Raw genomic sequence first — 25,082 nt, forward strand, 5'->3', positions numbered from 1 at the left:
GCCGGACTTAACTTAGAAACACCAGAAAGGCCATCCCTCACGGGATGGCCTTTCTGCTTTAACACACCACCCACGGGTGGCTTTTTCTGTTAACCAGATAGAGCGCGAGAGGCCATGCAGATTGTGCATGGCCTCTCGTCGTCAGAGAGCTAGCGGCGGCGCAGGCCGTCCAAGGCTACGGCTAGCACGTCGTCCGCGAGGTGGCCGGCGTCTTCGGGGCCTTCGGGGCGGTACCACTCGGCGATCGAATTGACCATGCCGAAGAGTAGGCGCGTGACGACGCGCGGGTCGATGTCGCTGCGCAATGAGCCCTCATCACGCGCTTCGATGACCAGCGCAGAGACCGCTCGGTCGAAGGCACGGCGACGGGTGAGCGCCAGGCGCTCGACCTCCGTATTGCCACGCACACGCAGCAGCAGGGTTACATACGGCAGCCGAGACGTTAAAATGTGCACGGCACCGCGTAGCACATGGGCCAGGCGGTCGATCGCGCTGCCGGTCAGTGCACCGGACTCCAGCAGAACGCCCTCGAGGCCGTTGAGCGCCTCGTCGAGGGCAAGTTGCAGCACTTCATCCTTCGAGGAGAAATGGTGGTAAATGGCTGCTTTCGATAGGGCCAGGCGTGTCGCGAGCACCCCCATCGAGGTGGCGTCGTAGCCAAATTCATTGAATGCGGTAACGGCGATCTCGAGGATGGCGCGCTGGTCGTAGCCGGGGCGCCCGCGCTTGGGGGTGTGTAGGTCAGACATAGGTCTTGAGTCTCTCACGCAGGGGGCCGGCTACGACAAACTAGCGCAGGTCGTATACGCGCTTGTGCTTTCCGGTGCTGCGCTCGAGGGTTCCGGGTTCAACGATGAGCACATTGACGCTCGACCCGATCCGGTCCTTGATTAGGGCAATAAGCAGGGCGCGGGCGACCGCGGAGGCGGCATCGTCGGCGTGTTCGTGCCGTTCGATGCGCACGGTGAGCTCGTCCATGCGGGACGGTCGGGTCAGTTCCAGCACGAAGTGCGGCGAGAGGTGTTCGATGCCGAGCACGATCTCCTCGATCTGGGTAGGAAACAGGTTGACCCCGCGCAGAATGATCATGTCGTCGTTTCGACCGGTGATCTTCTCCATGCGGCGCATACCTGGCCGAGCGCTACCGGGAAGCAATCGGGTCAGGTCCTTGGTGCGATAACGGATGACCGGAAACGCCTCCTTGGTCAGCGACGTGAATACGAGTTCGCCCGTTTCGCCGTCTGGCAGGCTGTGTCCGCTGTCACCATTGATGATCTCCGGCAGAAAGTGATCTTCCCAGAGATGCGGGCCGTCTTTGGACTCGATGCACTCATTACCGACCCCGGGGCCCATAACCTCGCTGAGGCCGTAGATGTCGAGTGCATCGAAGTCGAGTCGGTCTTCCAGCTCGAGTCGCATCTGGTTGGTCCACGGTTCGGCACCGAGCACGCCGGCCTTGAGACTGGAACGGCGCGGATCGAGACCGGCGGCCACCATGGCGTCGGTGATCGTGAGCAGGTAGCTCGGTGTTGACATGATGACGTCCGGTTCGAAGTCCGTGATCATCTGCACCTGCTTATTGGTCTGTCCGCCCGAGATGGGAATGGCGCAGGCACCGAGTGCTTCGATGCCGGCGTGGGCGCCCAGTCCCCCGGTGAACAGGCCGTAGCCGTAAGCGTTGTGCACTTTCATTCCGGGGCGAACACCCGAGGCGCGCAGGCTGCGGGCGACCAGCCCCGCCCACATCGCGAGGTCATTCTTGGTGTAACCGACTACGGTCGGCAGGCCGGTCGTGCCCGACGACGTGTGAATGCGTGCGACCTGGTCCATCGGTACTGCGAACATGCCGAACGGGTAAGAGACGCGCAGATCTTCCTTGGTTGTGAAGGGCAGCAGCGTCACGTCTTCGAGGGTGCGGATATCGTCGGGGTGTACGCCGACAGCATCAAATTTGCGTGTATATAGAGGTACGTTCTCGTATGCATGCCGCACGGTGTGCTTGAGGCGAATCAGTTGCAGCGCGCGGATCTCGTCGCGGGACATCCGTTCTGCCGCGTCGAGCTCCGCTAGTGCCGGTGCGTGCAGACGGGTCTTGGTCAGCGTTGACATGGTGCCTTCCGGAAGGGTTAGAGGTGGTTGCGAGCGGGAACGGGCAAGTTGGTGGTGCGGCTTCGGCCGCGAAATTCGGCGACCGTGACGTCGTCGTCGATGGTCACCCGCACGTCGTAGATGCCGCTTCGGCCGCTCTTGACCCGCAACAGCGCGGTTGCGGTCAGGTTCTGGCCGCTCGTGGTCGGCTTTAGAAAGGTGATGTCGGCGCCGGCCGCGAGCGTCACGTGATGCGAGTCATTGCAGGCAATGGCGAAGGCCGTGTCGGCGAGAGCGAAGATGAAACCGCCGTGGGTGACATCGAAACCATTGAGCATGTCGTCGCGCACCATCATCGAGACCACCGCGTGGCCCGGCTCGTTACGGCGCACGATCATTCCGAGAGAAGCGGATGCCCGGTCGCGCTGCATCATGGCCTGGCTGCCGGCGGGCGGTGCTTCCGTCATTCGGATCTCCTCGTTGAGTTGCTGTTCAAGCGGGGGTTGCCCGCCCAATAATGAGACTATATACTAACTGAACGATCGGTTGGTAATAGAAGGCCGTTCAGTGCGCGAAATTCTCGACGTGCATTACCTTAGCGTCGCCAGCTTGCACACGACAAAGATCCGACCACCGCAGTCAACGCAGACCAGGAGCCGATGATGACAAGCACCATCACGCCCGATACGAGCGCATCCGTTGCAATCAGTGTCGAAGAACAGCAGTTCAACGACTTGATTGAAGCCGATTCGCGCATTGAGCCGCGCGACTGGATGCCCGAGGGGTACCGCAAGGCGCTCGTGCGCCAGATCTCGCAGCACGCGCACTCCGAGATCATCGGTATGCAGCCCGAGTCGAACTGGATCACTCGCGCCCCGAGCCTCAAGCGCAAAGCCATCCTGATGGCCAAGGTGCAGGACGAGGCGGGTCACGGCCTCTATCTTTATTCCGCCGCGCAGACCCTCGGCGCTACCCGCGATGACATGACGGATGCCCTCATCGCCGGCAAGGCGCGCTACTCCTCGATCTTCAACTACCCAACCCCGAGCTGGGCTGACATGGGCTCGATCGGCTGGCTCGTCGATGGCGCTGCCATCTGCAATCAAGTACCGCTATGCCGGGCCAGTTATGGCCCGTACGGCCGTGCCATGGTGCGTATTTGTAAGGAAGAATCTTTCCACCAGCGTCAGGGCTTCGAAATACTGCTCGAGCTCATGCAGGGCACCGATGAGCAGCGCCAAATGGCGCAAGATTCGGTCGATCGTTGGTACTGGCCCGCGCTGATGATGTTCGGCCCGCCCGACGATGACTCACCCAACTCAGCGCAGTCGATGGCCTGGAAGATCAAGCGTCACTCCAATGATGAGCTGCGTCAGCGGTTCGTGAACATGCTTGTTCCGCAGGCGGCCGTGCTCGGCATTACATTGCCGGACCCCGACCTGCACTTCAACGAGGAAACCCAGCAGTGGGATCTCGGCGTGATCGACTGGACCGAGTTCCACGAGGTGCTCGCCGGCCGCGGCCCGAACAACGCCCAGCGCCTGCAGCGTCGTCGCGACGCCCACGACGAGGGCAAGTGGGTGCGCGAAGCAGCCGCGGCTTATGCACGTAAACAGTCCGCACGAACTGAAGAAATGGTAGCCTCATGACCACTCCTGGCGACTCAGCAGCAGAAATCTGGCCCCTCTGGGAGGTTTTCGTGCGCTCCAACCGTGGGCTCAGTCACGTGCACGTCGGCTCGTTGCACGCCCCCGACGAGACCCTCGCCGTGCGCAATGCCCGCGACCTGTACACCCGCCGCAGTGAGGGCGTCTCGGTCTGGGTCGTTCCCGCCGCCGCCATCACCACGAGTGACCCAGACGCCAAGGGCGCGTTCTTCGAATCGCCCGCCGGTAAGAACTACCGCCACGCGAGCTACTACTCCAAGAGCGAGGGCGTGAAGCACCTATGACGAGCCAACCTATGAGTGATGACGACAGTAAAGCGGATGTTCACGGCCACGTCGCCGTCGACGTTACCACCCTCGACGCCGAGTTGATCGAGGGCCCGTCCGTCGCTACCCCCGACGTCGCGGAATATGCCCTGTGGCTTGGCGATGACTCGCTTATCCTGTCCCAGCAACTCGGCGCCTGGATATCCCGCGCTCCCGAGCTTGAAGAAGACGTTGCCCTCGGCAATGTCGCCCTGGACCTGATCGGGCACGCCCGGTCGCTGCTTCACTACGCCGGCACCGCCACGAACCGCACCGAAGACGACCTCGCTTACTGGCGCACCGAGCCGGATTTTCGCTCCCTGCACATCGTCGAGCAGCCCAACGGCGACTTCGCTCACACGATCGCGCGCCAATTCGTCGTGTCCCACTACCTATTCGAGCTGTACAGTCGGCTGCGGGCATCCGCTGACGCGACCCTCGCCGCAATCGCCGCCAAAGCGGTGAAGGAGGTCGATTATCACCGCGACCACTCCACCCAGTGGGTACTGCGCCTCGCGCAGGGCACCGACGAATCCCGCCGCCGCATGATCACCGCCCTGAGCGATCTTTGGCCATACGTCGAAGAGATCTTTCGCGACGACCCACTCATCGACAGCCTCGAAGGAATCGCGGTTCGCCCGTCGACCCTGCGCCCCGCGTTCGACTCCGCCATCGCGCCGGTGCTCGCCGAAGCCGAACTTGAAATTCCGCGCGGATTTGTCGCCTCCGGCGGTGGCCGCACCGGCCGGCACTCCGAACACCTGGCCTTTCTGCTGGCCGAAATGCAGGTACTCACCCGCGCCCACCCCGGAGCGTCCTGGTGACCATCGACGCGCACGAATCCCTGGCGCGCCCGCGTCCCTTCGATGCGGCCTCGCTGGCTGCCTGGGCGATTGCCGCCCAGGTCGTCGACCCCGAGATTCCGGTGCTCACCATCGAGGATCTTGGCGTGCTGCGCTCGGTCAACGTCACCAGCGACGCGGTTGCCGTCACCCTGACCCCGACCTACAGCGGATGCCCCGCGATGGACGCCATGCGCGACGACGTTCTCACGGCGCTCACGAGCGCCGGGTACGAGAACGTCTCGGTTCGCTTGGTGCTCAGCCCGGCATGGACCACCGACTGGATGAGCGAGGTCGGCCAGAACAAGCTCCGTGAGTATGGCATCGCGGCTCCGACCGGGCATGCGACCGTACGCGGCTCAGGTCCGACCGGCCCGATCCGCCTGAAAATGGCTGTGAAATGCCCGCGCTGTTCCTCGCTGAACACTCGCGAGCTCGCTCACTTTGGCTCCACCTCCTGCAAGTCCCTCTACGAATGCCGAGATTGCCTCGAGCCGTTCGACTACTTCAAGGTGCTCTAATGGCTGCAACACGTCTCGAATCCACGAACCAGAGCGCCACTACCCGGGCGCCGGTCAAGCACCGCGCGCGCTTCCACACCCTGACCGTGGCCGAAGTGCGACCGCTCACCGCGGACAGCGTCGAGGTCACTTTCACCGTTCCGCCCAAATTCCAAGGCGCTTTTGGCTACCTGCCCGGCCAGCATCTCGCCTTGCGCGCAATGATCGACGGCCAGGAACTGCGCCGCAGCTATTCGATCTGCCGGCCGGAAACAGCAGGTGAAATCAGCGTTGCGATCAAACGTGACCTCGGTGGTCTTTTCTCGACCTGGGCCAACAGCGAACTGCACGCCGGCGACGAAATCGACGTAATGAGCCCGCAGGGTAGCTTCACTACAACGCTGAAAGACCTCGATTACAAGCACGTCGTCGGCGTGGCCGCTGGCTCGGGAATCACCCCGCTCATGGCGCTCGCTCACACAGTGCTCGCCGCCTCCGCGACGTCGATGTTCACCCTCGTATACACCAACCGCACCGCGCTTGACGTGATGTTTCTTGACGAACTGGCCGAGCTGAAGGACCGCTATCCGGCCCGCCTCGCGCTCTATCACGTGCTCTCCCGCGAGCAGCGCTCTTCAACACTGTTGTCTGGCCGCATCGACGAGAAGAAGTTTCGACGTATGCTCGACACCATTCTGCGTCCGGCCACGGTCGATGAATGGTTTCTGTGCGGCCCCTTCGAACTCGTGCAGCTCTGCCGCGACACCCTCGAAAGCACCGGCGTCGATCGCTCGCATGTGCGCTTCGAACTGTTCACCACCGGCGAGCCCTCGGCGGCCCGTGGTGATCGAGGCCGGCCGGTCATCATCGGCGCGGGTGACAAGACGTTCCAGATCGAGTTCACGCTCGACGGCCAGAGCAACACGGTCACCACCCCGGTCAACGCGAACGAGAGCATCCTGAACGCTGCCCTTCGCGTGCGTCCCGACGTGCCGTTCGCCTGCGCCGGCGGAGTCTGCGGTACCTGCCGCGCCAAACTGGTCAGCGGAGACGTCACCATGACCGAGAACTACGCGCTCGAGCCCGAAGAACTCGCTCGCGGCTACGTCCTGACCTGCCAGTCGCACCCGACCACAGACACCGTCGTGGTCGACTATGACGTCTAACGCGCTAACACCAAGAAAGCGGATGCCGTGATTGACCTCTCGATAGACAACGACGTCGCCCACGTGGTGCTGAACGCACCCGACAAGCTCAACGCCCTCGATGAAGCCGCGATCGTTGAACTCGACGCGGCCTACCAGACCGCCGAGCGGGCCGGCGTGCGGGCACTCGTGCTGCGCGGTGAGGGGCGGGCGTTCTGCGCCGGGCGGGATATTGCAGGCGTCGATCCGCGCACCGACGACGTGCTCGGCTACCTTGGCGATCTCGTCACCCCGCTGTTGCAGCGCATGAGCCAGTTTCCGGCACCGACCTACGCGGCCGCCCACGGTGCCTGCCTTGGAGTCGGACTCGGCCTGCTCATCGCCACCGACGTCGTCTACGTTGCCGACACCGCCAAGATCGGCTCACCGTTCGCGAATCTCGGCGCCACCCTCGACTCCGGCGGGCACGCCCTGTTTCTGGAACGCCTCGGCGCACACCGCACCCTCGACCTGATCTATAGCGGACGCCTCATGTCTGGGGCTGAAGCCGTCGCCGGCGGCCTGTTCAGCCAGGTCTTTCCAGCTGCGGAGCTGACCGAGGCGACCGTGCAGGCGGCGACGCGCACGGCAGCTGGTGCTACCCAGGCATTTCTGGCAAGCAAGGCGCTCGTGCAGTCGCTGCGCGACGAGCGCCTCGGACTCTGGCAGAGCCTGAGCGACGAGACAGCGGCCCAGGCCGCGCTGTGCGCCACCAGCGACTATCGCGAGGGCTTTGCTGCCTTTCAGGAGAAGCGCAAACCCGCCTTCACGGGCCGTGCCTGACCCTCATTGATCGCGCAAGCGGGTGCTGCGTCATCCGCTTGCGAAAAGGTGCTTGCCCTGGGCCACGTGCCGTGTTGCCCCTATATTCACTGTGGCCGTAGCAGAGTCATTCTCAACAAGGAGCGCGATCTTGACCCGAGCACAACGTACCTCGATCGATTAGTCCACCCCGCAATCTCCCCAGCGACCACACGACGTCGTCATCGAGCCGTCGCAAGTTTCACCCTGCTGTTCTTCGGATTTTTACTGATCTTCACGACGGCGATGCCGCCAACGGTGAAGCGGATGTCGTCATCCTGTTCCTGCACGAGGGCGCCGCCACAGGAAAGGTCGAATCCGCCACGAACGAGATCATGTTCGATGTGAGCGGTTTGGGAACGCAGTTCTCGATCCCGATCCTTATCAGCGGTGGGCCGGTCGTCCTGGGCATCACAACGACGGCACCGTGCCGACCGGAACCATCCAGGTGCACGACCGGGGTGAGCTCGTCAAGACCAGGCTGTTCACATCGCAGCATGACGGAGTCGTGACGACGGGCATCACCGGGCTGAGCCGCGGCGTGCACAAATTGACCGCGCATTATGGCGATAGCGACGCCCTGGGCGCATCGATATCGCGCCCGATCGGGGTGCTCGTCTACTAGCCCGCGCACTTCGGCCCCCACCCCAAGGGTGGCGCCCGAGCCAGTATTTTTGCAGGGTCGGTCGGCTACTCTGGAAACAAGCGGAGAGGGGTCGAGATGCACACACGCTGGGCCCGCTTTGCGCGCGGCTGGATCGTCGCCGTGTTTTCTACCTTTGTCGCCGCGCTGTCGCACACCCTCGGTGGTGGTCTCGCGCCCGGACTACTCGCCGTCGTCGTGTCACTCGCCTTCACCGGCATGGTCTGCGTCGCGCTGGCCGGCCGCACGCTGTCTTTCTGGCGGGGTGCTGCATCTGTTTTGATCAGCCAGGTCGTTTTTCACGGACTGTTTTCGCTCGGAGCACCGAATGGTGCTCTCGGGGCTGATGCCCTTGCCGCATCGGGCACCCATCAGCATGCGGCGTTACCCGGTCTGATCGACCCCACGATTTTGGGCGCGAGCGCGCACGACTTACACGATGGCGGGGCCATGGGGTTCGCTCACGTCGGTGCGGCGATCGTCACGATTCTCGCGCTGCGATTCGCCGAGCGAGCGTTCTGGGGTCTGGTCGAAAACGTTCGCCTGGGCATCCGTACCCTGTTCGCGCCGGCTCAACTGGCCGTGCCGGTCGTTGCCCCGCAGCGCATCGGGAACGTGGCCCCGGTGGTCGCACCGCGATATCTGCTTCTGGTGTTGTCGGCCATGCGGCATCGTGGCCCGCCGGCCTTCGCGCTCGCCGCCTGACGAACACACCAGACCATTTTTCCCACCGCACCGAACGATTAGCAGAGGCTTCGTCGGCCCCGTTCGGTTTGCTCCGGGCACCCCACGTTGAAGGATAATCATGAAGCACACGACCCCCATTCTCACCGTCACCGCTTTGACTGCTGGAGCCCTGCTTGCGCTCGCGTCCCCGCTCGCGGCGAGTGCCCACGTCAGTGCGACGCCGACCAGCACGGCCGCCGGTTCGTCGATCGTGCTCACGTTCTCGACCGCGCACGGTTGCGAGGGCTCGTCGACCACACAGATGACGATCGATATCCCCGAGAGCATCCTCAGCGTGTCACCGACCATTAATCCGGGCTGGACGGTCGAGAAAATCAATGTCGACCTGGCCACCCCGATCGATGACGGTCACGGCAACGAAATCACGACGCGCGTCGGCCAGGTCAGCTACACGGCCACGACGCCGCTGCCGGACGGTTTTCGCGACACCTTCGCGCTGAGCCTGCAACTGCCCGCCGAGGCCGAAGGTGAAACCCTCGAATTCCCCGTGCTGCAGACGTGCGAGGTGGGCGAAACCAACTGGAGTGAGTCCACCATCGACGGCGAAGACGAACCCGCCCTGCCGGCGCCGTTCATCACCTTGACCGCGGCGACCGGTGACGAGCACGGGCACAGCAACACCGACGCTGAAACAGTCGCCACGCACGACGACACGACGGCGATCGCGACCGACACAACGACCGCATCCGATGATGTGCTCGCCCGTGTGCTGGGGGCTGGCGGACTCGTCGTCGGAGCGATCAGCATCGTGCTAGCCATCACGGCCCGCCGCAAGCAGACGGTCTAGCAGCGTGCGCGGCAACACAACGCCCAGCGGCGCGACAACCGCGAATGTTCGCACCTGGGACGGTCGGGCGAGTCGGTCGCTGCTTCGCGGCGCGACGCGTGCAGCATTCGCGGGCGTCGTCGTTGTCGTAGCGCTCGGCGGGGCTGCGGCCCCGGCCTCCGCGCACAACTACGTCGTCGGATCCTCGCCGGCAGCCGACGCGGTCGTGACCGAGCAGCCCGGCGTGTTCTCGGTCACCACGAACGATCTGCTCCTCGATCTCGGCGGATCCGGCGCAGGCAGCGCCTTGGTCATCACCGGCCCGGCCGACGCGCCACTCTTCTATGGCGACGGGTGCGGAACAGTCTCCGGCGCCACCGTCGAGACTTCGGCGCAGCTCGGCGCCGCCGGAGAGTACACGGTCATCTGGCAGACAGTCTCGACCGACGGCCACGCGATCTCCGACGAGTTCACCTTCGACTGGCAGCCAGCGGCCGATCAGGCGCTCGCCGAGGGCGTCGCCACCGTACCGACCTGCGGCACCGAAACGGATGCTGCCAAATCGGATGTCGGCACCTCACTGCCCTCAGATCCCGGCACCGACGGCTCCCCGTCGACGGTCGCCTGGATCGGCGGCACCCTCGGCGCCGTGCTCCTCGCGGTCACCGCGACCCTACTCGTCCTGCGCCGCAAGCCCCGCACCTAAACTTCCGTCCTCAGGCTTCTCGCGAGAGCGAGAAAATCGTTGCTTCAGCACCCCGAAGCAACACATTTCCCGCTCTCGCGGAGAGGGGGTGCTGCGGAGGGAACGTGTCAGAGGGGCCGGGTACAGTTAGGCAGGTGAGTTGGAACGCTGAGCTGCCCTGGAATCCTGACGACGCTGAATCACCCCGCGACGTTGATGCACCGAGTGATTTCGACGGCCCCAGCGACTTCGACGCCCCTGACGACTACGACGCGCCGCCGCCCGAGGCCGACCGGCAGTTCGGCGACCAGCAGTTCCAGCGGCAGCCGGCCAACTCAGGCGCAGCATCCGCTTCGAACCAAGCCAGTGGCCACGCGGCCACCCGTCCCGCAGCACCCGTGCGCGCCGCGACTCGCAAGTTCAAGACCGCGGCCGAAGCCCTGCACACCGTGTTCGGCTACGACTCCTTCCGCGGCGACCAGGCCGAGATTATCGCACAGGTCATCGACGGCAAGGACGCCGTCGTGCTCATGCCCACCGGCGGTGGCAAGAGTTTGTGCTACCAAATTCCTGCGCTCGTGCGCTCCGGCACCGGCATCGTCGTCTCGCCGCTCATCGCCCTGATGCAGGACCAGGTCGACGCGCTCACCGCCGTCGGTGTGCGCGCCGAATTCCTCAACTCCAGCCAGGATTCCGTTACTCGAGGCCAGGTCGAGCGAGACTACCTCAACGGCGACCTGGACCTGCTTTACGTCGCCCCCGAGCGCCTCTCGAACGAGGCCACCAAACGGCTGCTCGACCGCGGTACCATCTCCCTGTTCGCCATCGATGAGGCCCACTGCGTGTCGCAGTGGGGACACGATTTTCGGCCGGACTACCTCGCGCTCAGCGAACTTGCCGACCGCTGGCCCGACGTGCCGCGCATCGCCCTCACTGCCACCGCGACGGACGCCACGCACCAGGAGATCACCACCCGTCTGCAGATGGGTGACGCGAAGCACTTCGTGGCGAGCTTCGACCGGCCCAACATTCAGTACCGCATCGTCGGCAAGTCCGAGGTGCGCAAGCAACTGCTGTCCTTCCTGAAGACCGAGCACCCTGGTGATGCGGGCATCGTCTACGCGCTCAGCCGCAAGACCGTCGACCAGACCGCCGAGTTTCTGCGTCAGAACGGCGTGAACGCCTTGCCTTACCACGCCGGACTCGACGCGGGTTTGCGCGCCCGCACCCAGTCCCGGTTCCTCCGTGAGGAGGGCGTTGTCATCGTCGCGACGATCGCGTTCGGCATGGGAATCGACAAGCCCGACGTGCGCTTCGTCGCCCACATCGACCTGCCCAAATCGGTCGAGGGCTACTACCAGGAGACCGGTCGTGCGGGCCGCGATGGGGCTCCGGCCACGGCTTGGCTCGCCTACGGCCTGCAAGACGTGGTGCAGCAGCGCCGCATGATTGACGAGTCGCCCGGCGACCTTAGCCATCGGCGCAAACTGTCCGCCCACCTCGACGCCATGCTCGCCCTGTGCGAAACAGTGCACTGCCGCCGCGTCAACCTGCTGCGCTACTTCGGGCAGACCAGTGAACCCTGCGGTAACTGCGACACCTGCCTTGAGCCCCCCGAAGCTTGGGACGGCACCATCCCCGCCCAAAAGCTGCTCTCCACTATCGTGCGGCTGCACCGCGAACGCAACCAAAAGTTCGGCGCCGGCCACCTCATCGATATTCTCCGCGGCAAGGAAACGCCTCGGGCAACGCAGTACCGGCACACGGAACTGAGCACCTGGGGCGTCGGCGCCGACCTCAGCGACCAGGCCTGGCGCGGTGTCGTTCGCCAGATGCTGGCGCAGGGCCTGCTCGCCACCTCCGGCGAATACGGCACCCTAATTCTTACGGATGCCGCCGCGGAGGTTCTGGGTGGGCATCGCGACGTGCAGTTGCGGCGCGAACCCGACCGCCCCGTGCGCTCCAGCGCGGCCCGCCGCCCGAGCGCAGGCAAGGTCGCTGCCGCCGACCTCAGTACCGCGCAGGAGACCTTGTTCGAAGCGCTGCGCGTCTGGCGCTCGGCCGAGTCGAAGGAGCAGGGCGTGCCCGCCTATATCGTCTTCGGTGACGCCACGCTGATTGCCGTCGCCGCAGCCGGCCCGACCACCCTTGCCGGGCTCGACGGCATCACCGGAATCGGAGCCAAGAAGCTCGAAGCCTACGGCGAGGCCCTGCTCGAGGTCATCGCCGCCCGCGCCTGACCACCTTATTTGTGGGGGAGCGCAGGTTGGAGGCGTCTGAAGTTGTACTGATCCTACAAAACCAATGCCGTGGACGGCATATATCGTTGTGGCCTCCGCACCGCGCATTTCGCGGCCACACGATGTGGTTCTAACGTGGCAATCACCACTTTCGCGCGAACAGTTAGGACCAATGATGGTTGACACGGCCCAGCGCTCCAACGTCCGATCGACGACGATCGAGCCCCGCCTTTCCGGCACCACTGACACCGGCCCCATCAAGACCATCGGTGACGAGACCGCGCTCAAGGTCAATGTCGAGCAGCTCGGACGCCAGCTGCTCGGCACCTGGGCTGACGTGCGCCTTGTCGCCCGAGAAGTGACTGCACGTCCCGAAATGCAGCGCATCGAAGGCCTCTCCATGGCCGACCACCGCTTGCGCGTACTTGAGCAGCTCAAGGTGCTTGCTGCCAACGGCCACGTGCTGCGCGCCTTCCCCAAACACCTTGGCGGACAGGACGACCACGGCGGAAACATAGCCGGTTTCGAAGAACTCGTCATTGCCGACCCGAGTCTGCAGATCAAGGGCGGCGTTCAGTGGGGCCTGTTCGGCGCCGCCGTGCTGCACCTTGGCACCAAACCACACCACGATAAGTACCTTCCCGGCATCATGGACCTCTCCGTTCCCGGTGCGTTCGCCATGACCGAGATCGGCCACGGTTCCGATGTCGCGAGCATCGGCACCACCGCAACCTTCGATGCCGCGAACGGCGAGTTCGTCATCAACACTCCGTTCCGCGCCGCCTGGAAGGACTACCTCGGCAACGCCGCGAAAGATGGCATCGCCGCAGTGCTGTTCGCGCAGCTCATCACCCGGGGAACCAACCACGGTGTGCACGCCTTCTACCTGCCCATCCGGGGCGCCGATGGCGAATTCCTCCCCGGTATCGGAGGCGAGGATGACGGCCTGAAAGGTGGCCTCAACGGCATTGACAATGGCCGATTGCACTTCACCAACGTGCGTATCCCGCGCGAAAATCTGCTCAACCGGTACGGCGACGTCGCCGAGGACGGCACGTACACCAGCCCGATATCAAGCCCGGGTCGGCGCTTCTTCACGATGCTCGGTACGCTCGTGCAGGGTCGCGTGTCGCTCGACGGGGCCGCCACCGCGGCATCCGCTTTGGCGCTGACCATCGCGATCACCTATGGGAGCCAGCGTCGTCAATTCACCGCGGGTAGCGATACCGATGAAGAGGTCATCCTCGACTACCAGCGCCACCAGCGCCGCCTGTTTCCGCGCCTCGCCACGACCTACGCCCAGACGTTCGCGCACGATGAGCTCCTGGTGAAGTTCGACGAAGTGTTCAGCGGCAAGGCCGACACCGACGACGACCGGCAAGACCTCGAAACCCTCGCCGCCGCGCTCAAGCCGCTTTCCACCTGGCATGCACTCGACACCCTGCAGGAAGCTCGTGAGGCCTGCGGCGGCGCCGGCTTCATGGCCGAGAACCGTCTCGTGGGGCTGCGCGCCGACCTCGACGTCTTCGCGACCTTCGAGGGCGACAACAACGTGCTGCTGCAGCTCGTCGCCAAGCGTCTGCTCACCGATTCCAGCCGTAAATTCGCCACAGCGGATGCCGGCGCCCTCGCCCGCTACGTAGTGCAGCACGCCGCTGGCCGCGCCTACCACGGCACAGGCCTCCGTACCCTGGGCCAGTCCGTTGCCGACCGCGGATCAACGGCCCGCTCGGTCGGTGCCCTCCGTGAAGCTGATGTTCAGCGCGAGCTGCTCACCGATCGGGTCGAGAGCATGATCGGTGAGGTCGCCGGCAAGCTGCGGAGCGCCACCAAACTGCCAAAGAAGCAGGCTGCCGACCTGTTCAACGCACACCAGAACGAGCTCATCGAAGCGGCCCGTGCCCACGGCGAACTGCTGCAGTGGGAGTCGTTCACCCGGGCGCTGGACGCTCCGATGGATGCCAGCACCAGGCAGGTACTGACGTGGCTGCGCGACCTGTTCGGCCTCGGCTTGGTGGAGAAAAACCTCGCCTGGTACCTCATCCACGGTCGGCTCTCGGCCCAGCGGGCCCAGGCCGTCACGGCCTACATCGACCGGCTGATCGCGCGCATCCGTCCGCATGCCCTCGATCTCGTCGATGCGTTCGGCTACTCCCAGGACCACCTCCGAGCCACGATCGCTAGCGGCATCGAGCGTGAGCGCCAGACCGAGGCCCGCGATTACTATGCCGACCAGCGTGCGTCCGGAACTGCACCCCGGGAAGAGAAAACCGCCCGCAAGTAGGCGGCATTCCTGTCGTACTCAGGTACGACACGGATTCCGCATAACCATCCGCAAGATTGATGCGCCACAGGGCAACTAACCATACCGTTTGGTATGGGGGCTTCAGCGCAGTGGATCGGGGCCTCACCCACCAACGAATTGAGGCAGTCGTGATCCAGGCACAGTCCCTGACCAAGCACTACGGAAGGAAGACCGCGGTCGACGCGGTCGACTTCACGGTGCAGCCCGGCAAGGTCACCGGTTTTCTCGGGCCGAACGGCGCGGGCAAGTCCACCACAATGCGCATGATCGTGGGTTTGGACCGGCCCAGCGCCGGATCGGTCATCGTCAACGGTAAGCCGTACCACGAGCACAAGGCGCCGCTGCGTGAGGTCGGAGTGTTGCTCGATGCCAAGGCCGTGCACACCGGCCGCAGCGCGTACAACCACCTGCGCGCCATGGCGGCAACCCACAGCATCCCCACCAGCCGGGTGCACGAGGTCATCAACCTCACCGGACTCGAGTCCGTAGCCCGTAAGCGGGTCGGCGGATTCTCCCTCGGTATGGGCCAGCGCCTCGGCATCGCCGCCGCGCTGCTCGGCGACCCGGCCACCCTCATTCTCGACGAGCCGGTCAACGGTCTCGACCCCGAGGGCGTGCAATGGGTACGCAAGCTCACCAAGCAGCTCGCCGCCGAGGGCCGCACAGTGCTGCTCTCCTCGCACCTCATGAGTGAGATGGCCCTCACGGCCGACCACATCATCGTGCTCGGTCGCGGCCGAGTGATAGCGGATGCCTCGGTTGCCGACATTATCGCCTCGGCCGCGCAGAACACGGTTCGGGTACGCACCCCGCACACCGCGGCCCTCGCTACCCTGCTGGCCCAGCCGGATGTGACCATTATCAACATCGAGCAGGGCGTGATCGAGATCAGCGGACTGACCGTGAATGAGATCGGCGACCGCGCCGCCGCTGCCCAGATCTCCCTGCACGAACTCACTGCAGTGAGTGCCTCGCTCGAGGACGCGTATATGAAACTCACGCAGAACGAAGTGGAGTATCGCACCGGCGATGCGTCCTCCCACACCGAAGCGGAGGTCACGCGATGAGCACCGTAACCCCCAGCCAGCCGTCCGCGGCCCGCACCTCCTTCGTGCCAACCGGATCCGGGCTCAGCATCACCGGCTTGCTCCGCTCCGAAACGATCAAGCTGTGGAGCCTGCGCTCCACCTACTGGACGCTCTCCCTCGTTGTCGTGGTCTCGCTCGGCATAGCCGTGCTGATGTCGTTCGCCATGTCGGCGTCAACGGCCGGGTTCGATCCGACCACCGGCGCCCCCATAGCGTTGGAGAGTGCGCAAATGTTCGTGCTCGTCTCCACGACCGGTCTCGGACTTGGCCAGTTGATTGTCGCCGTCCTCGGCGTGCTCTCGATCAGCGGTGAATACTCAAGCGGCATGATCAAGTCGACGCTGACCGCAGTGCCCAATCGTCTGCCCGCACTCTGGGCCAAGGTTGTCGTGCTGTTCGGTTTCACCTTCCTGGTCGGCCTGATCAGCGTGGTCGGATCGTTCCTCGCGGTCCTCCCCATCCTGGGCGCCAAGGACCTGACCGCGAGCCTGTTCGACACCGAGGTGATTTTGCCGCTGCTCGGTAACGCGCTGTTCCTTGCGATCATCGCCGTGTTTGCCCTCGGCATCGGCACAATTCTGCGCAGCAGCGCCGGCGGTATTGCGACGGTGCTCGGAATCACCCTGCTGCTGCCGACGGTGTTGGCCGTGCTGTCGATCTTCATTGAGTGGATCGCCGACATCATGCCTTACCTCTTCACCGTGGCCGGTACGACGATGATCACACCGAACACCATGGAGTCCTGGCAGGGCTTCCTGATCGTGCTCGTCTGGGTGGTCGTGAGCCTCGGCGTTGCCGCGCTGCTGCTCAAGCGCCGGGACGCCTGACCCACCACGACCCGTAGAGTCGATAGATGAGCACCAACAGTTCTCCCCCCGGGCGCGCTCTGGCGCCGGGGGGAGAACTGCTCCTGCCCACCCCGCCCGGAGTAGTGCGGCGGTTTTGGACCAGACATCCCTACCTGGCCGACGGCCTCGTCGCGGCGATTTACGTCGTGCCGATGGTGCTCACCCTAGTGCTCAACTTGCTCGACGATGCCCCCGCTCCGGTCCCGGATGTGTTGCTCAATGCCGGCATCATGCTGCTGCTGGCCGTCGCCCTGTTCTTTCGCCGACGGATGCCGCGGCTCGTCCTGGTTCTGACCTGGATCGGCCTGCTCACCTTCGCCGACTACGGCGAAGTGCACCTCATCGCCCAGCTCCTGGCGCTCTACGCGGTCGCGGTCTATTCGGACGTGCGCAGCGCCTGGAGCGGTTTCAGCGCATCCGTTCTGCTGGCCGGACTGGCCGCCTGGCTCACCGACAATCCCGACGAAGTTCCATGGATTCCGGTCGCCGTCCAGGTGGCGATCATGCTGCTCGCCGCGACCCTGGTCGGCGTCAATATGGGCAACAGCAAGCGCTACGTCTCGTCGCTGCTGGACCTGGCCGCGCAGCTCACCCGCGAACGCGACCAGCAGGCGCAGCTCTCCCGCGTCTCCGAGCGTGCCCGAATCGCCGGCGAAATGCACGATGTCGTCGCCCATAGCCTCTCGGTCATGGTGGCGCTCGCCGACGGTGCCCACGCCATCGCCCCCAAAGACGTGGAGCGATCCCGCGCGGCGATGCTCGACGTCGCAGCCACTGGGCGCCGGTCCATGTCCGAGATGCGCCGGCTGCTCGGAGTGCTCGAGGTGGACACGGACCCGGCCCCGCGTGCTCCGCAGCCAGGCATTGACCAGCTCGCCGACCTCGTGGAATCGTTTCGGTCGACCGGTCTTCCCGTTGTGTTGGAGCGCAGCGGGCGTGAGCCGAGCAATGCGAGCGTGCAGCTGACCATTTTTCGGCTCATCCAGGAGTCGCTGACCAACGTGCTGCGCTATGCAGACACTCCGACCCGGGTGGTCGTGCGCCTGCAGTGTTCGCCCGGTGCTGCCCAGGTCACGATTAGCGACAATGGGCGACATATGGCAGTGGCGAGCGAACGCGGCTTCGGGCGCGGCCTGATCGGAATGCAGGAACGTGTGGCGATCTACGGCGGAACCTTTGAGGCGGCGCCGGGATTCCGTGACGGCTGGCGCGTAGACGCGACCCTGAACTTTGAGGACGAACAATGACCCCCCGTTCCGCACTGATTAGCATCCTGCTGGTCGACGATCAGGCTTTGTTGCGGGTGGGTTTTCGCATGGTGCTGGAGGCGGAAGATGACTTCACCGTCGTCGGCGAAGCGAGCGACGGCGCGCAGGCGATCGCCCTCGCCGCCAGGCTGAATCCCGACGTGGTTTTGATGGACGTGCGCATGCCCGGCGTCGACGGCATCGAGGCGACCCGGCAGATCATGGCCGCCCAGCCGGAGACCCGCATCATCATCCTCACCACCTTCGACCTCGACGAGTACGCGTTCGGTGGTCTGCGCGCTGGTGCCAGCGGCTTCCTGCTGAAAAACGCCGAACCCGGGGAGCTGATCGCCGCGATACGCACGGTGGTCTCGGGTGAGGCATCCGTTTCACCGCGGGTGACCCGACGCCTGCTCGACCTGTTCGGCACCAAATTGCCGCAGCCCGAGACGGGAGTGGCCTCCAGTGCAACGGCGCTCGCGGCGCTCACCGACCGTGAAACCGAGGTTTTCCTGGCCATCGCCGAGGGGCTCTCCAACACCGAACTGGCCGAACGCTTCTTTCTCTCCGAATCGACGGTGAAAACTCACGTCGGGCGAATCCTGCACAAGCTCGGGCTGCGCGACCGGGTGCAGGCGGTCATTCTGGCCTACGAAGTGGGACTCGTCGGCAGCTGACCCGGGGCAGCGCACACGAGGGGCATAGGCTCGAAGCATGCGAACCTTCTACCCCGAGCTTGAACCCTACGAAACCGGCATGCTCGATGTCGGTGACAACCAGACCATCTACTGGGAGGCCTCGGGCAACCCCGACGGCAAGCCCGCGGTGTATCTGCACGGCGGCCCGGGTGGCGCGTCAGGCCCGGACCAGCGTCGGGTATTCGATCCCGCGAAGTACCGCATCATTCTGTTCGACCAGCGTGGCTGCGGCCTCAGCACGCCGCACGCGAGCGAGCCCGACATTGACCTGAGCGTGAACACCACCTGGACTCTCGTCGCCGACCTGGAAAAACTGCGCGAGCACCTCGGTATCGACCGCTGGCTGGTCTGCGGCGGATCATGGGGCAGTACCCTCGCCCTCGCCTACGCCGAGACCCACCCCGCTCAAGTCACTGAACTCGTCGTCCGCGGCATCTTCACCCTGCGCCCGGTCGAACTCGACTGGTTCTACGAGGGCGGCGCCGCCGCGATCTACCCCGACCTGTGGGAGTCCTTTCTCGCTCCCGTTCCCGAAAACGAACGCGGTCACTTGATCGAGGCCTATGGCCGGCTGCTGCACGCCCCGGACCAGTTCGTGCGCGAACGCGCCGGCGTGGCCTGGGCCACCTGGGAATCTTCGACGATCACCCTGCTGCAGGAGCCAAACAAGATCGCGCATTTCTCTGACCCAGCGTTCGCTGTAGCCTTTGCCCGCATCGAGAACCATTTCTTCGCCAATAAGGGCTGGTTCACGCCGAACCAGCTGATCGACAACGCCTCCAGGCTCGCCGAGATCCCCGGTGTCATCGTGCAGGGCCGGTACGACATATGCACGCCGGCCTTCACCGCCTGGGACCTGCACAAGAACTGGCCGGAGGCTGAATTCAAGCTGATCCCCGACGCTGGCCATGCCTTCGACCAACCCGGCATCCTGGACGCCATCATCGAGGCCACCGACCGCTTCGCCAGCTAACGCTGAGCAATGGTCATGTCGGCCCCAGGCGACTACCTCCGCTGGCGCCGCCCCAGCCTGGATGCGGCCTGAGAAGTAGTCACCCGCGGCGGTCGCCGCCAGTTGCTCACATCACTGCTGCCATTCCTGGCTGCGGCTCAGGGGCTCCGCGACGGCTCCGCCTACCGCCCGGCTCCCGACCAGGCCTCGTCGTCGTGCAGACTCGTTCGGTGCACTCCACATGGTTGTTGCCTTGTTGCCTTGTTGCCTTGTTCCAGGGTCACAACGTTCGAAATCACTGAACCGCTCATGCTGTCGAGTGTGTGTGATCGCCCTCTCGATCAGTGCGCTTTGTCTTTGGACGCTCCTGGGTGGGCGCCGAGCGCTCATTGTGAGCTACGCCTTGAAAAACGACAGCGCGTTCGAACGCAAGCTGGGCGTGAAAGCACGACTGCGCCGAGCCAGTACCGGTATCGCTGCCCGATTTGTCTGGCGGCAGACCTGCCAACCGTCGGCGGCCACCTCGCCACTGGCGCCTGGTTATTTGGCGGGGCCTAGAACGCTGGCGAATTTCGCCGGATCAGGCGCCGCAGTGAATGCACCGGCCAGGTCGAAGCGGATGCCGGTCAGCGCGTCTTGCGCCGCAGTATCCGCTTGCCGTAGCGGCTGATGGTGGCGATGTCTGAACGGCGCAGACCATAGAACTGCAGCATGCCGATTCCAAACACCCTCGACAGGAACAGCAGGTTGAGGTTGCTCGTGATGATGTTGCCGGCGAGCGTCGTGAGCGCCGCACCCATGGCTCCCAGCAGCGGCGCGAGGATGATGAGCAGCACAATGTTGATGACGCACGAAATAGTTAACGCGATGCTGCGCAGCCCGGGGCGGCCGCGCGCGCTCAGCCCGGCGCCGGCAATGGAACCCGGTGTGAGAAGTACAACGGCTACGAGGAGTACCGCGGCTATCGGAATCGATTCGCGAAAGCCTTCCCCGAACAGAAACGGCAGCCACCACAGCATGGACACTCCGAGTGCCAGTGCGGCCAGTGCCGATAGTGCCGTCGAGATTCGGGCAGACGAGCTCAGACGTTCATCCTCAGACTTGGCCGCTTCGTTGACGAACGAGACGTCACGAACCGCATGGTGAATGATCAACGGCAACTCGCTGATGCTCACCGCCACAACGTAGAGTCCGAGCTGGTAGGTGCCGGAGAGCGGCGTCAGCAGTACCTGATCGAGACGCGTCAGGAGCACGCCCGACAGCGAACCCACCCACATCCGGCTGCCATAGCTGAGGAGCCCGAGCATGCGTGCTTCGGGCGGAACTTCAAGCGCGCGCGGGTCGAGGCTTCGCATGCGCCCGATGTAGACGAACGCGCCGACCACGGGCATGGCAGCGACCGTGATCGTGGCCACGAGAGGGGTGAGCGTTCCCGTCAGCCAGAACGGGATGAGGACCGCGAGGCGCAGGACCGACGAGATGCTGCGTTCCATGGATACGAGCCGCCAGCTGCTCGTGGCCGAGGCGACACCGCGGAGTATTCCCACGAGAAGGTTGGGCACAATGGCCAGACTGGCGAACACGATCAGGAGCTGAACGCTCGGGTCACCACCACTCAACAAAGGTGGTGAAAAGACAATGGCGGCCATCGCGAATAATCCGGCGAAGCCCAGAATCAGCATGCCCCGACTCGCTGCATTTCGCGCCAACGCGGGCTTTTTCGCGATAATCCACGTGACAGCTTCGGGAATTCCAAACGTGGCTATAGTGACGACCAGTGCCAATGGTGCTGTTGCCGCTGCCACTGCGCCACGCCCGTCAACCCCCAGGGCCTGCGCCAGGATGGGGCCGGAGAAAAGTGCGACGAGCGGGGGAAACGCGTTGCCCAGCAATGCGACCGTCATATTGCGCGAAACTGTGCCCGTCCGATTAGGCAGTAGATCGGGCTTACGTTTCGTTGGAGCTGCGGGTGAGGCGTCCTCGGGCAAGGCGGTGGCTCCCATTGGCTCAGGGCGTGGATCAAGCTGAAAACGCCACTGTACACGCAGCCTGCCAGCAGGGTGCGACCCCCGATCGGGGGGGAATCGCAGGAGGAATTCACTCGGCCCCGGCCTTGATCCCCTGCCCACATGGACCTACTGTTATGCCGATGCGGTCGCGCGGCAGGAACAATACCCGAATTGTTTCGGGCGCGGCCCGGTGCGGGGCCGAACGACCTACATGCGTGAGACGACAAAACAGGCCGTGACAAAGCAGCGCTCGAGCGCACGCCAGACGCGCGAGCGGCCCGTACCGCTCGCCGTGAATCCCGGCCATGATCGGGTTCCCTCGACCGAGGTAGCGGTTCCGCGCTCGACCAAGATCATTGCCGTGCTGGTGCTGGTGCTGATCGGTCTGCGACTCGACCTGCCGCTCGGCATTACCGTCGGCTACCTGGCGGCCGCCGCGCTGATTCCGCTCTGGCTGCCGACGCTCGGCCGCTATCCGGGCGCGCTCACCCTCGTGCTGGTCGGCTTCGTCGCCGTCGGTTCCGGCATCTGGCTGTCCGTACTCGCTGCGCCCACCCACGTCATCGTGACGAGTGAACTGGCCGGCAACTCCATCGGACTGGCTGGCCTGTTGTGCTCCTTCGGCTTTGTGCTTTGGACCCGCAGCGTCCTGCCCGACTCGTGGGTGGCCCTGTGGTTTGGGCTCGGTCTGCTCGGGAGCGTAACCACCGACAACGCCCGGTTCTTCGACAATCCCTGGCGCTTCGGATTCTCCTTTGCACTGACGGTGGTCATCCTCGCCATCGCTCATATTCTTGATCGTCGCTGGTTCGACCTGTTCGCGGTGCTCGGGCTGACAGTCTTGTCAATGATCACCGATGCGCGCTCGTCCTTCGCGATCTTGCTTCTGACCCTCATTCTCGTGGCTTGGCAGATGCGCCCGACCAGCCGCCTCCGCTCCCTGCGCGTGAGGTCGGGCGCCGGGGTCGTCGTCGCCATCGGGGTGCTCGCCATCGTCGTATACAACCTGGGGCAGGCGGCCATCGTCGCGGGGCTGTTGGGCGAGGCGACGCGGGCTCGCACCATCGACCAGCTTAACACTGCCGGGTCGCTCATTCTGGGCGGGCGACCGGAACTGGCCGCGACGGCGTCCCTGATGGCACACCAGTCATACGGGTTCGGGGCCGGCACGCTGCTGAATCCGACCGATCTGCTCGCGGCGAAGACGGGAATGGCATCGATCAGCTACGACCCCGACAACGGGTACGTCGAAAACTACATGTTCGGCGGCAATATCGAACTGCACTCGGTGCTCGGCGACCTCTGGGCACGGTTCGGCATTCCCGGTTTCCTGCTGGCCGTCGTTATTCTTTTTCTGGTTCTGCGCGGGGTTGGAGCTGCGGTTGCCGCGAACCGCGCCAGTGGAATTCTGCTGTTTTTGGTTGTGAACACCGTGTGGGTGTTCTTCTTCGGCCCGCTGTACACCGCGGCGCGACTGCTCATCCTGGTGCTCGCACTGACTCTGATTCGCAAGGGTCCGGTTCTGCCTAGACCCGCCCATCGCCGGGTGGCAGCACTGTTCCCCTTCGGCAAGTCTCCCAAGACCGCGACCCGTGACTGACACCGCGTCGTTCGTCATTCGCGGCACGCCACGCGAGGCCTGGATCGACGTGGCAAAGGGCATCGCGATCACCCTCGTTGTGCTCTATCACTCGGTTATGTATCTCGACCGGGTAGGCCTGGCCGGTACCATGGCGCCGCTCAACCCTCTGCTCGACACCTTCCGTTTGCCGCTATTCTTTTTCATGTCTGGAATCCTTGCGGCCAAGGCCATCCGGTTGCCGTACTGGCAGCTGTTTCGTCAGCGGATGTCCCTGCTGCTGTATCTCTATACCGCCTGGGTTGCCGTCCAAACCCTGTTCCTGCTGGCCCTGCCGCCGATCGGCCCAGACGGGCCCGTCGCCAGGTGGTCCGACCTGGTTACCCTGTTCATCCGGCCGAATATAAATCTCTGGTTCATCTACGCCCTGCCCATTTTTCTCACCGTGGCCTGGCTGACTCGGCGCTGGCATCCGCTCATTGCCGTGTCTGTAACGGGGGCGCTCGCCGTGCTGTTCGGCGCGCAGATTCTGCACACCGCCACACCGTGGGACAAGATGGGGCGCTACCTGGTCTTCTTTTTGGCGGCGATCTGGCTGGGCCCGCGTGTGCGACACCTGATTCCGCGGGTGCGGTGGTGGCACATGGCCGGGCTGTGTGGCGTGTACGCCGGCGTTGTGCTCATCATGGTGAAGCTGTCGTTGACAAAGGTACCGTTCGTGCTCCTCGCCGTGAGCGTCCTGGCAGTTCTGGTGGGCATCAGCGCAGCTGTCGTGCTGTCGCGCGCTCCGGTATTTGATTTCATGCGCGTGCTGGGTAGTCGCACGTTGCCCATCTATCTGGTGCATACCTTTCCCATGGCGGCGCTCGCTGCGATCGTCATGGCCAGCGGCGCGACGTTACCGACGAATGCAGCAACGGCGGTTCCGCTGCTGCTGTGCGGCGCGGCAATCGGGCTGGCTCTGGCCACCTATCGACGATTAGCGGCCGTGCCGGGGGTGTTTACCGTGCCCGTTGCCTCTTGGGCAGCACCGCCGCGCAAAGCCGTGCGGGAGGAGCATTCTGAACCATTCGCGTGATTGCGCCCGAAGTACGCGTCAGTTAGGGGAATAACACGAAAAGAACGGGTTTCTTGGCCGAGAAACCCGTTCTTGAGTGGCTTGGCTGCGCGCCAACAGTTAGGGAGTGCTCGTGCGTGGTTGCCTGAGACCGGCCGCATCTGGGCGCGTGAGAGCGTCGAGCGCTCGACGCAAAATCGTGCTGGAGGTATTGACCGTGTAAGGGAAGTACACGACCTCAACGCCGACGGCAGCGAACTCGTTTTCGAGGTGTACCCCGCGGGGGGTGCCTCTCCAGTCGTCGCCCTTGAAGAACAGGTCAAAGCGGAGGTCGCGCCACGTGTCGAGTTTGTCCTCGACGACTTCGGCGACGGCCTCGTCCACGAAGGAAATGTGACGAACAATTTCGAGACGTTCGACCAGTGGCACGACGGGGGTGATGCCCTTGGTGAGTTGGAGCATCTCGTCGGACACAACGCCGGCGATCAGGAAGTCACACTGGCTTTTGGCGTGCTTGAGAATATTGAGGTGTCCAACGTGAAAGAGGTCAAACCCGCCAGCAGCGTAGCCGATGCGCAGCCCGTTTTTCCGGGCAGCAAGGCACCCGGGGGACTCGTCGCCAGCAGGCTTCAGCAGGTTCGCGCGGTTCGGTTTCGTTTCTGGAGGGATCGCTGAGGTCGGGTGCCGGGTGGTCGGGTGCTTGTAGGTCACAGATTGCTCAGATTTCTCTCAGGCTGCAGCGTGAGCTGCAACAGGATTCGGGTAAGAGAGGTAGTGAGGAATCCTAACCTTTATCCTTCAGCCTGACTAGGGGTGAACACTGACCATCGT

At 64.3% G+C, this 25,082-nt stretch carries 24 protein-coding genes; 19 read left to right on the forward strand and 5 right to left on the reverse strand.

What is annotated here, in order from left to right:
• Window positions 1–149 precede the first annotated feature (149 nt).
• From CXY73_RS12045 to paaI, 3 genes are read right to left on the reverse strand one after another with little or no spacing between them, the layout of a single operon-like run.
• The gene (locus CXY73_RS12045; RefSeq protein WP_104136255.1) at window positions 150–749 is read right to left on the reverse strand and encodes a TetR/AcrR family transcriptional regulator; all 600 of its coding nucleotides are present in this window, start codon (window positions 747–749) and stop codon (window positions 150–152) included.
• A 40-nt stretch (window positions 750–789) separates the two neighbouring features.
• Window positions 790–2,109 (reverse strand): phenylacetate--CoA ligase PaaK, encoded by a 1,320-nt coding sequence (gene paaK / locus CXY73_RS12050; protein WP_104177839.1) that lies wholly within the window; start codon window positions 2,107–2,109, stop codon window positions 790–792.
• A gap of 17 nt (window positions 2,110–2,126) precedes the next feature.
• Complete coding sequence (gene paaI, locus CXY73_RS12055; RefSeq protein ID WP_104136250.1) at window positions 2,127–2,555, reverse strand: hydroxyphenylacetyl-CoA thioesterase PaaI; 429 nt, start codon at window positions 2,553–2,555, stop codon at window positions 2,127–2,129.
• Window positions 2,556–2,747: 192 nt separating this feature from the next.
• On the opposite strand from paaI, the gene paaA reads away from it, so the two are divergent.
• The 17 genes from paaA (at window position 2,748) to pip (ending at window position 19,627) form a co-directional block, all read left to right on the forward strand.
• Window positions 2,748–3,737: a 1,2-phenylacetyl-CoA epoxidase subunit PaaA gene (gene paaA / locus CXY73_RS12060; RefSeq protein WP_104177840.1), complete on the forward strand. Its 990-nt coding sequence runs from the start codon at window positions 2,748–2,750 to the stop codon at window positions 3,735–3,737.
• Entirely contained in the window at window positions 3,734–4,039 is a 306-nt protein-coding gene (gene paaB, locus CXY73_RS12065; RefSeq protein ID WP_092106867.1) for a 1,2-phenylacetyl-CoA epoxidase subunit PaaB, read from the forward strand. Before paaA ends, paaB begins: the two co-directional genes overlap by 4 nt.
• 11 nt (window positions 4,040–4,050) lie before the next feature.
• The gene (gene paaC, locus CXY73_RS12070; RefSeq protein WP_104177841.1) at window positions 4,051–4,884 is read left to right on the forward strand and encodes a 1,2-phenylacetyl-CoA epoxidase subunit PaaC; all 834 of its coding nucleotides are present in this window, start codon (window positions 4,051–4,053) and stop codon (window positions 4,882–4,884) included.
• 2 nt (window positions 4,885–4,886) lie between these two features.
• Window positions 4,887–5,423 carry a 1,2-phenylacetyl-CoA epoxidase subunit PaaD gene (gene paaD, locus CXY73_RS12075; protein ID WP_233198310.1) on the forward strand — a complete coding sequence of 179 codons (537 nt, stop codon included), beginning with the start codon at window positions 4,887–4,889 and terminating at the stop codon, window positions 5,421–5,423.
• Window positions 5,423–6,568 carry a 1,2-phenylacetyl-CoA epoxidase subunit PaaE gene (gene paaE / locus CXY73_RS12080; RefSeq protein ID WP_104177842.1) on the forward strand — a complete coding sequence of 382 codons (1,146 nt, stop codon included), beginning with the start codon at window positions 5,423–5,425 and terminating at the stop codon, window positions 6,566–6,568. The genes paaD and paaE overlap by 1 nt, the downstream gene beginning before the upstream one ends.
• A gap of 27 nt (window positions 6,569–6,595) precedes the next feature.
• On the forward strand, window positions 6,596–7,369 hold the full coding sequence (locus CXY73_RS12085; protein ID WP_104136242.1) for an enoyl-CoA hydratase/isomerase family protein: 774 nt from the start codon (window positions 6,596–6,598) through the stop codon (window positions 7,367–7,369).
• Window positions 7,370–7,814: 445 nt separating this feature from the next.
• Window positions 7,815–8,012 carry an Ig-like domain-containing protein gene (locus tag CXY73_RS21995; protein ID WP_104136239.1) on the forward strand — a complete coding sequence of 66 codons (198 nt, stop codon included), beginning with the start codon at window positions 7,815–7,817 and terminating at the stop codon, window positions 8,010–8,012.
• Between the two features lie 96 nt (window positions 8,013–8,108).
• A complete protein-coding gene (locus CXY73_RS12095) occupies window positions 8,109–8,735 on the forward strand; it encodes a hypothetical protein (protein WP_104136237.1) in 627 nt (208 codons plus the stop codon).
• Between the two features lie 100 nt (window positions 8,736–8,835).
• Complete coding sequence (locus tag CXY73_RS12100; RefSeq protein ID WP_104177843.1) at window positions 8,836–9,564, forward strand: YcnI family protein; 729 nt, start codon at window positions 8,836–8,838, stop codon at window positions 9,562–9,564.
• A 4-nt stretch (window positions 9,565–9,568) separates the two neighbouring features.
• Window positions 9,569–10,249 carry a copper resistance CopC family protein gene (locus tag CXY73_RS12105; RefSeq protein ID WP_104177844.1) on the forward strand — a complete coding sequence of 227 codons (681 nt, stop codon included), beginning with the start codon at window positions 9,569–9,571 and terminating at the stop codon, window positions 10,247–10,249.
• Window positions 10,250–10,383: 134 nt separating this feature from the next.
• On the forward strand, window positions 10,384–12,468 hold the full coding sequence (recQ, locus tag CXY73_RS12110; RefSeq protein WP_369831241.1) for a DNA helicase RecQ: 2,085 nt from the start codon (window positions 10,384–10,386) through the stop codon (window positions 12,466–12,468).
• 175 nt (window positions 12,469–12,643) lie between these two features.
• The gene (locus CXY73_RS12115) at window positions 12,644–14,752 is read left to right on the forward strand and encodes an acyl-CoA dehydrogenase (protein ID WP_104177902.1); all 2,109 of its coding nucleotides are present in this window, start codon (window positions 12,644–12,646) and stop codon (window positions 14,750–14,752) included.
• Between the two features lie 149 nt (window positions 14,753–14,901).
• Window positions 14,902–15,840, forward strand: a complete 939-nt coding sequence (locus tag CXY73_RS12120; protein ID WP_104136230.1) for an ABC transporter ATP-binding protein — start codon at window positions 14,902–14,904, stop codon at window positions 15,838–15,840.
• Window positions 15,837–16,688 (forward strand): ABC transporter permease, encoded by an 852-nt coding sequence (locus CXY73_RS12125; RefSeq protein WP_104136227.1) that lies wholly within the window; start codon window positions 15,837–15,839, stop codon window positions 16,686–16,688. The genes CXY73_RS12120 and CXY73_RS12125 overlap by 4 nt, the downstream gene beginning before the upstream one ends.
• Before the next feature lie 26 nt (window positions 16,689–16,714).
• Entirely contained in the window at window positions 16,715–17,956 is a 1,242-nt protein-coding gene (locus tag CXY73_RS12130; RefSeq protein ID WP_104136225.1) for a sensor histidine kinase, read from the forward strand.
• The gene (locus CXY73_RS12135; RefSeq protein WP_104136222.1) at window positions 17,953–18,633 is read left to right on the forward strand and encodes a response regulator transcription factor; all 681 of its coding nucleotides are present in this window, start codon (window positions 17,953–17,955) and stop codon (window positions 18,631–18,633) included. The genes CXY73_RS12130 and CXY73_RS12135 overlap by 4 nt, the downstream gene beginning before the upstream one ends.
• 37 nt (window positions 18,634–18,670) lie before the next feature.
• Window positions 18,671–19,627, forward strand: coding sequence for a prolyl aminopeptidase (gene pip, locus CXY73_RS12140; RefSeq protein WP_104177845.1), 957 nt, complete (start codon window positions 18,671–18,673; stop codon window positions 19,625–19,627).
• Window positions 19,628–20,232: 605 nt separating this feature from the next.
• On the opposite strand, the gene CXY73_RS12145 is transcribed toward pip, so the two are convergent.
• Complete coding sequence (locus CXY73_RS12145) at window positions 20,233–21,510, reverse strand: oligosaccharide flippase family protein (protein ID WP_158254113.1); 1,278 nt, start codon at window positions 21,508–21,510, stop codon at window positions 20,233–20,235.
• 316 nt (window positions 21,511–21,826) lie between these two features.
• Here CXY73_RS12145 and CXY73_RS12150 point away from each other — a divergent pair, with 316 nt between their 5' ends.
• Together CXY73_RS12150 and CXY73_RS12155 are read left to right on the forward strand one after the other, a co-directional pair.
• The gene (locus tag CXY73_RS12150) at window positions 21,827–23,215 is read left to right on the forward strand and encodes a hypothetical protein (protein ID WP_146071743.1); all 1,389 of its coding nucleotides are present in this window, start codon (window positions 21,827–21,829) and stop codon (window positions 23,213–23,215) included.
• Entirely contained in the window at window positions 23,208–24,272 is a 1,065-nt protein-coding gene (locus CXY73_RS12155) for an acyltransferase family protein (protein WP_158254115.1), read from the forward strand. The genes CXY73_RS12150 and CXY73_RS12155 overlap by 8 nt, the downstream gene beginning before the upstream one ends.
• A 99-nt stretch (window positions 24,273–24,371) precedes the next feature.
• Here the strand turns inward: CXY73_RS12155 and CXY73_RS12160 are convergent, their stop codons facing one another.
• On the reverse strand, window positions 24,372–24,830 hold the full coding sequence (locus tag CXY73_RS12160; RefSeq protein ID WP_104136273.1) for an adenylyltransferase/cytidyltransferase family protein: 459 nt from the start codon (window positions 24,828–24,830) through the stop codon (window positions 24,372–24,374).
• Between the last annotated feature and the right edge of the window lie 252 nt (window positions 24,831–25,082).

Source organism: Cryobacterium sp. Y50, from assembly GCF_002929805.1.
GTDB lineage: Bacteria > Actinomycetota > Actinomycetes > Actinomycetales > Microbacteriaceae > Cryobacterium.

Coding starts and splice junctions, on each gene's coding strand:
- CXY73_RS12145 (WP_158254113.1), bottom strand. CDS start 21,510: ATGACGGTCGCATTGCTGGGCAACGCGTTTCCCCCGCTCGTCGCACTT.
- CXY73_RS12150 (WP_146071743.1), top strand. CDS start 21,827: ATGCGTGAGACGACAAAACAGGCCGTGACAAAGCAGCGCTCGAGCGCA.
- paaB (WP_092106867.1), top strand. CDS start 3,734: ATGACCACTCCTGGCGACTCAGCAGCAGAAATCTGGCCCCTCTGGGAG.
- CXY73_RS12095 (WP_104136237.1), top strand. CDS start 8,109: ATGCACACACGCTGGGCCCGCTTTGCGCGCGGCTGGATCGTCGCCGTG.
- paaE (WP_104177842.1), top strand. CDS start 5,423: ATGGCTGCAACACGTCTCGAATCCACGAACCAGAGCGCCACTACCCGG.
- CXY73_RS12130 (WP_104136225.1), top strand. CDS start 16,715: ATGAGCACCAACAGTTCTCCCCCCGGGCGCGCTCTGGCGCCGGGGGGA.
- CXY73_RS12125 (WP_104136227.1), top strand. CDS start 15,837: ATGAGCACCGTAACCCCCAGCCAGCCGTCCGCGGCCCGCACCTCCTTC.
- pip (WP_104177845.1), top strand. CDS start 18,671: ATGCGAACCTTCTACCCCGAGCTTGAACCCTACGAAACCGGCATGCTC.
- CXY73_RS12115 (WP_104177902.1), top strand. CDS start 12,644: ATGGTTGACACGGCCCAGCGCTCCAACGTCCGATCGACGACGATCGAG.
- CXY73_RS12135 (WP_104136222.1), top strand. CDS start 17,953: ATGACCCCCCGTTCCGCACTGATTAGCATCCTGCTGGTCGACGATCAG.
- CXY73_RS12100 (WP_104177843.1), top strand. CDS start 8,836: ATGAAGCACACGACCCCCATTCTCACCGTCACCGCTTTGACTGCTGGA.
- CXY73_RS12045 (WP_104136255.1), bottom strand. CDS start 749: ATGTCTGACCTACACACCCCCAAGCGCGGGCGCCCCGGCTACGACCAG.
- paaC (WP_104177841.1), top strand. CDS start 4,051: ATGAGTGATGACGACAGTAAAGCGGATGTTCACGGCCACGTCGCCGTC.
- paaA (WP_104177840.1), top strand. CDS start 2,748: ATGATGACAAGCACCATCACGCCCGATACGAGCGCATCCGTTGCAATC.
- paaI (WP_104136250.1), bottom strand. CDS start 2,555: ATGACGGAAGCACCGCCCGCCGGCAGCCAGGCCATGATGCAGCGCGAC.
- paaK (WP_104177839.1), bottom strand. CDS start 2,109: ATGTCAACGCTGACCAAGACCCGTCTGCACGCACCGGCACTAGCGGAG.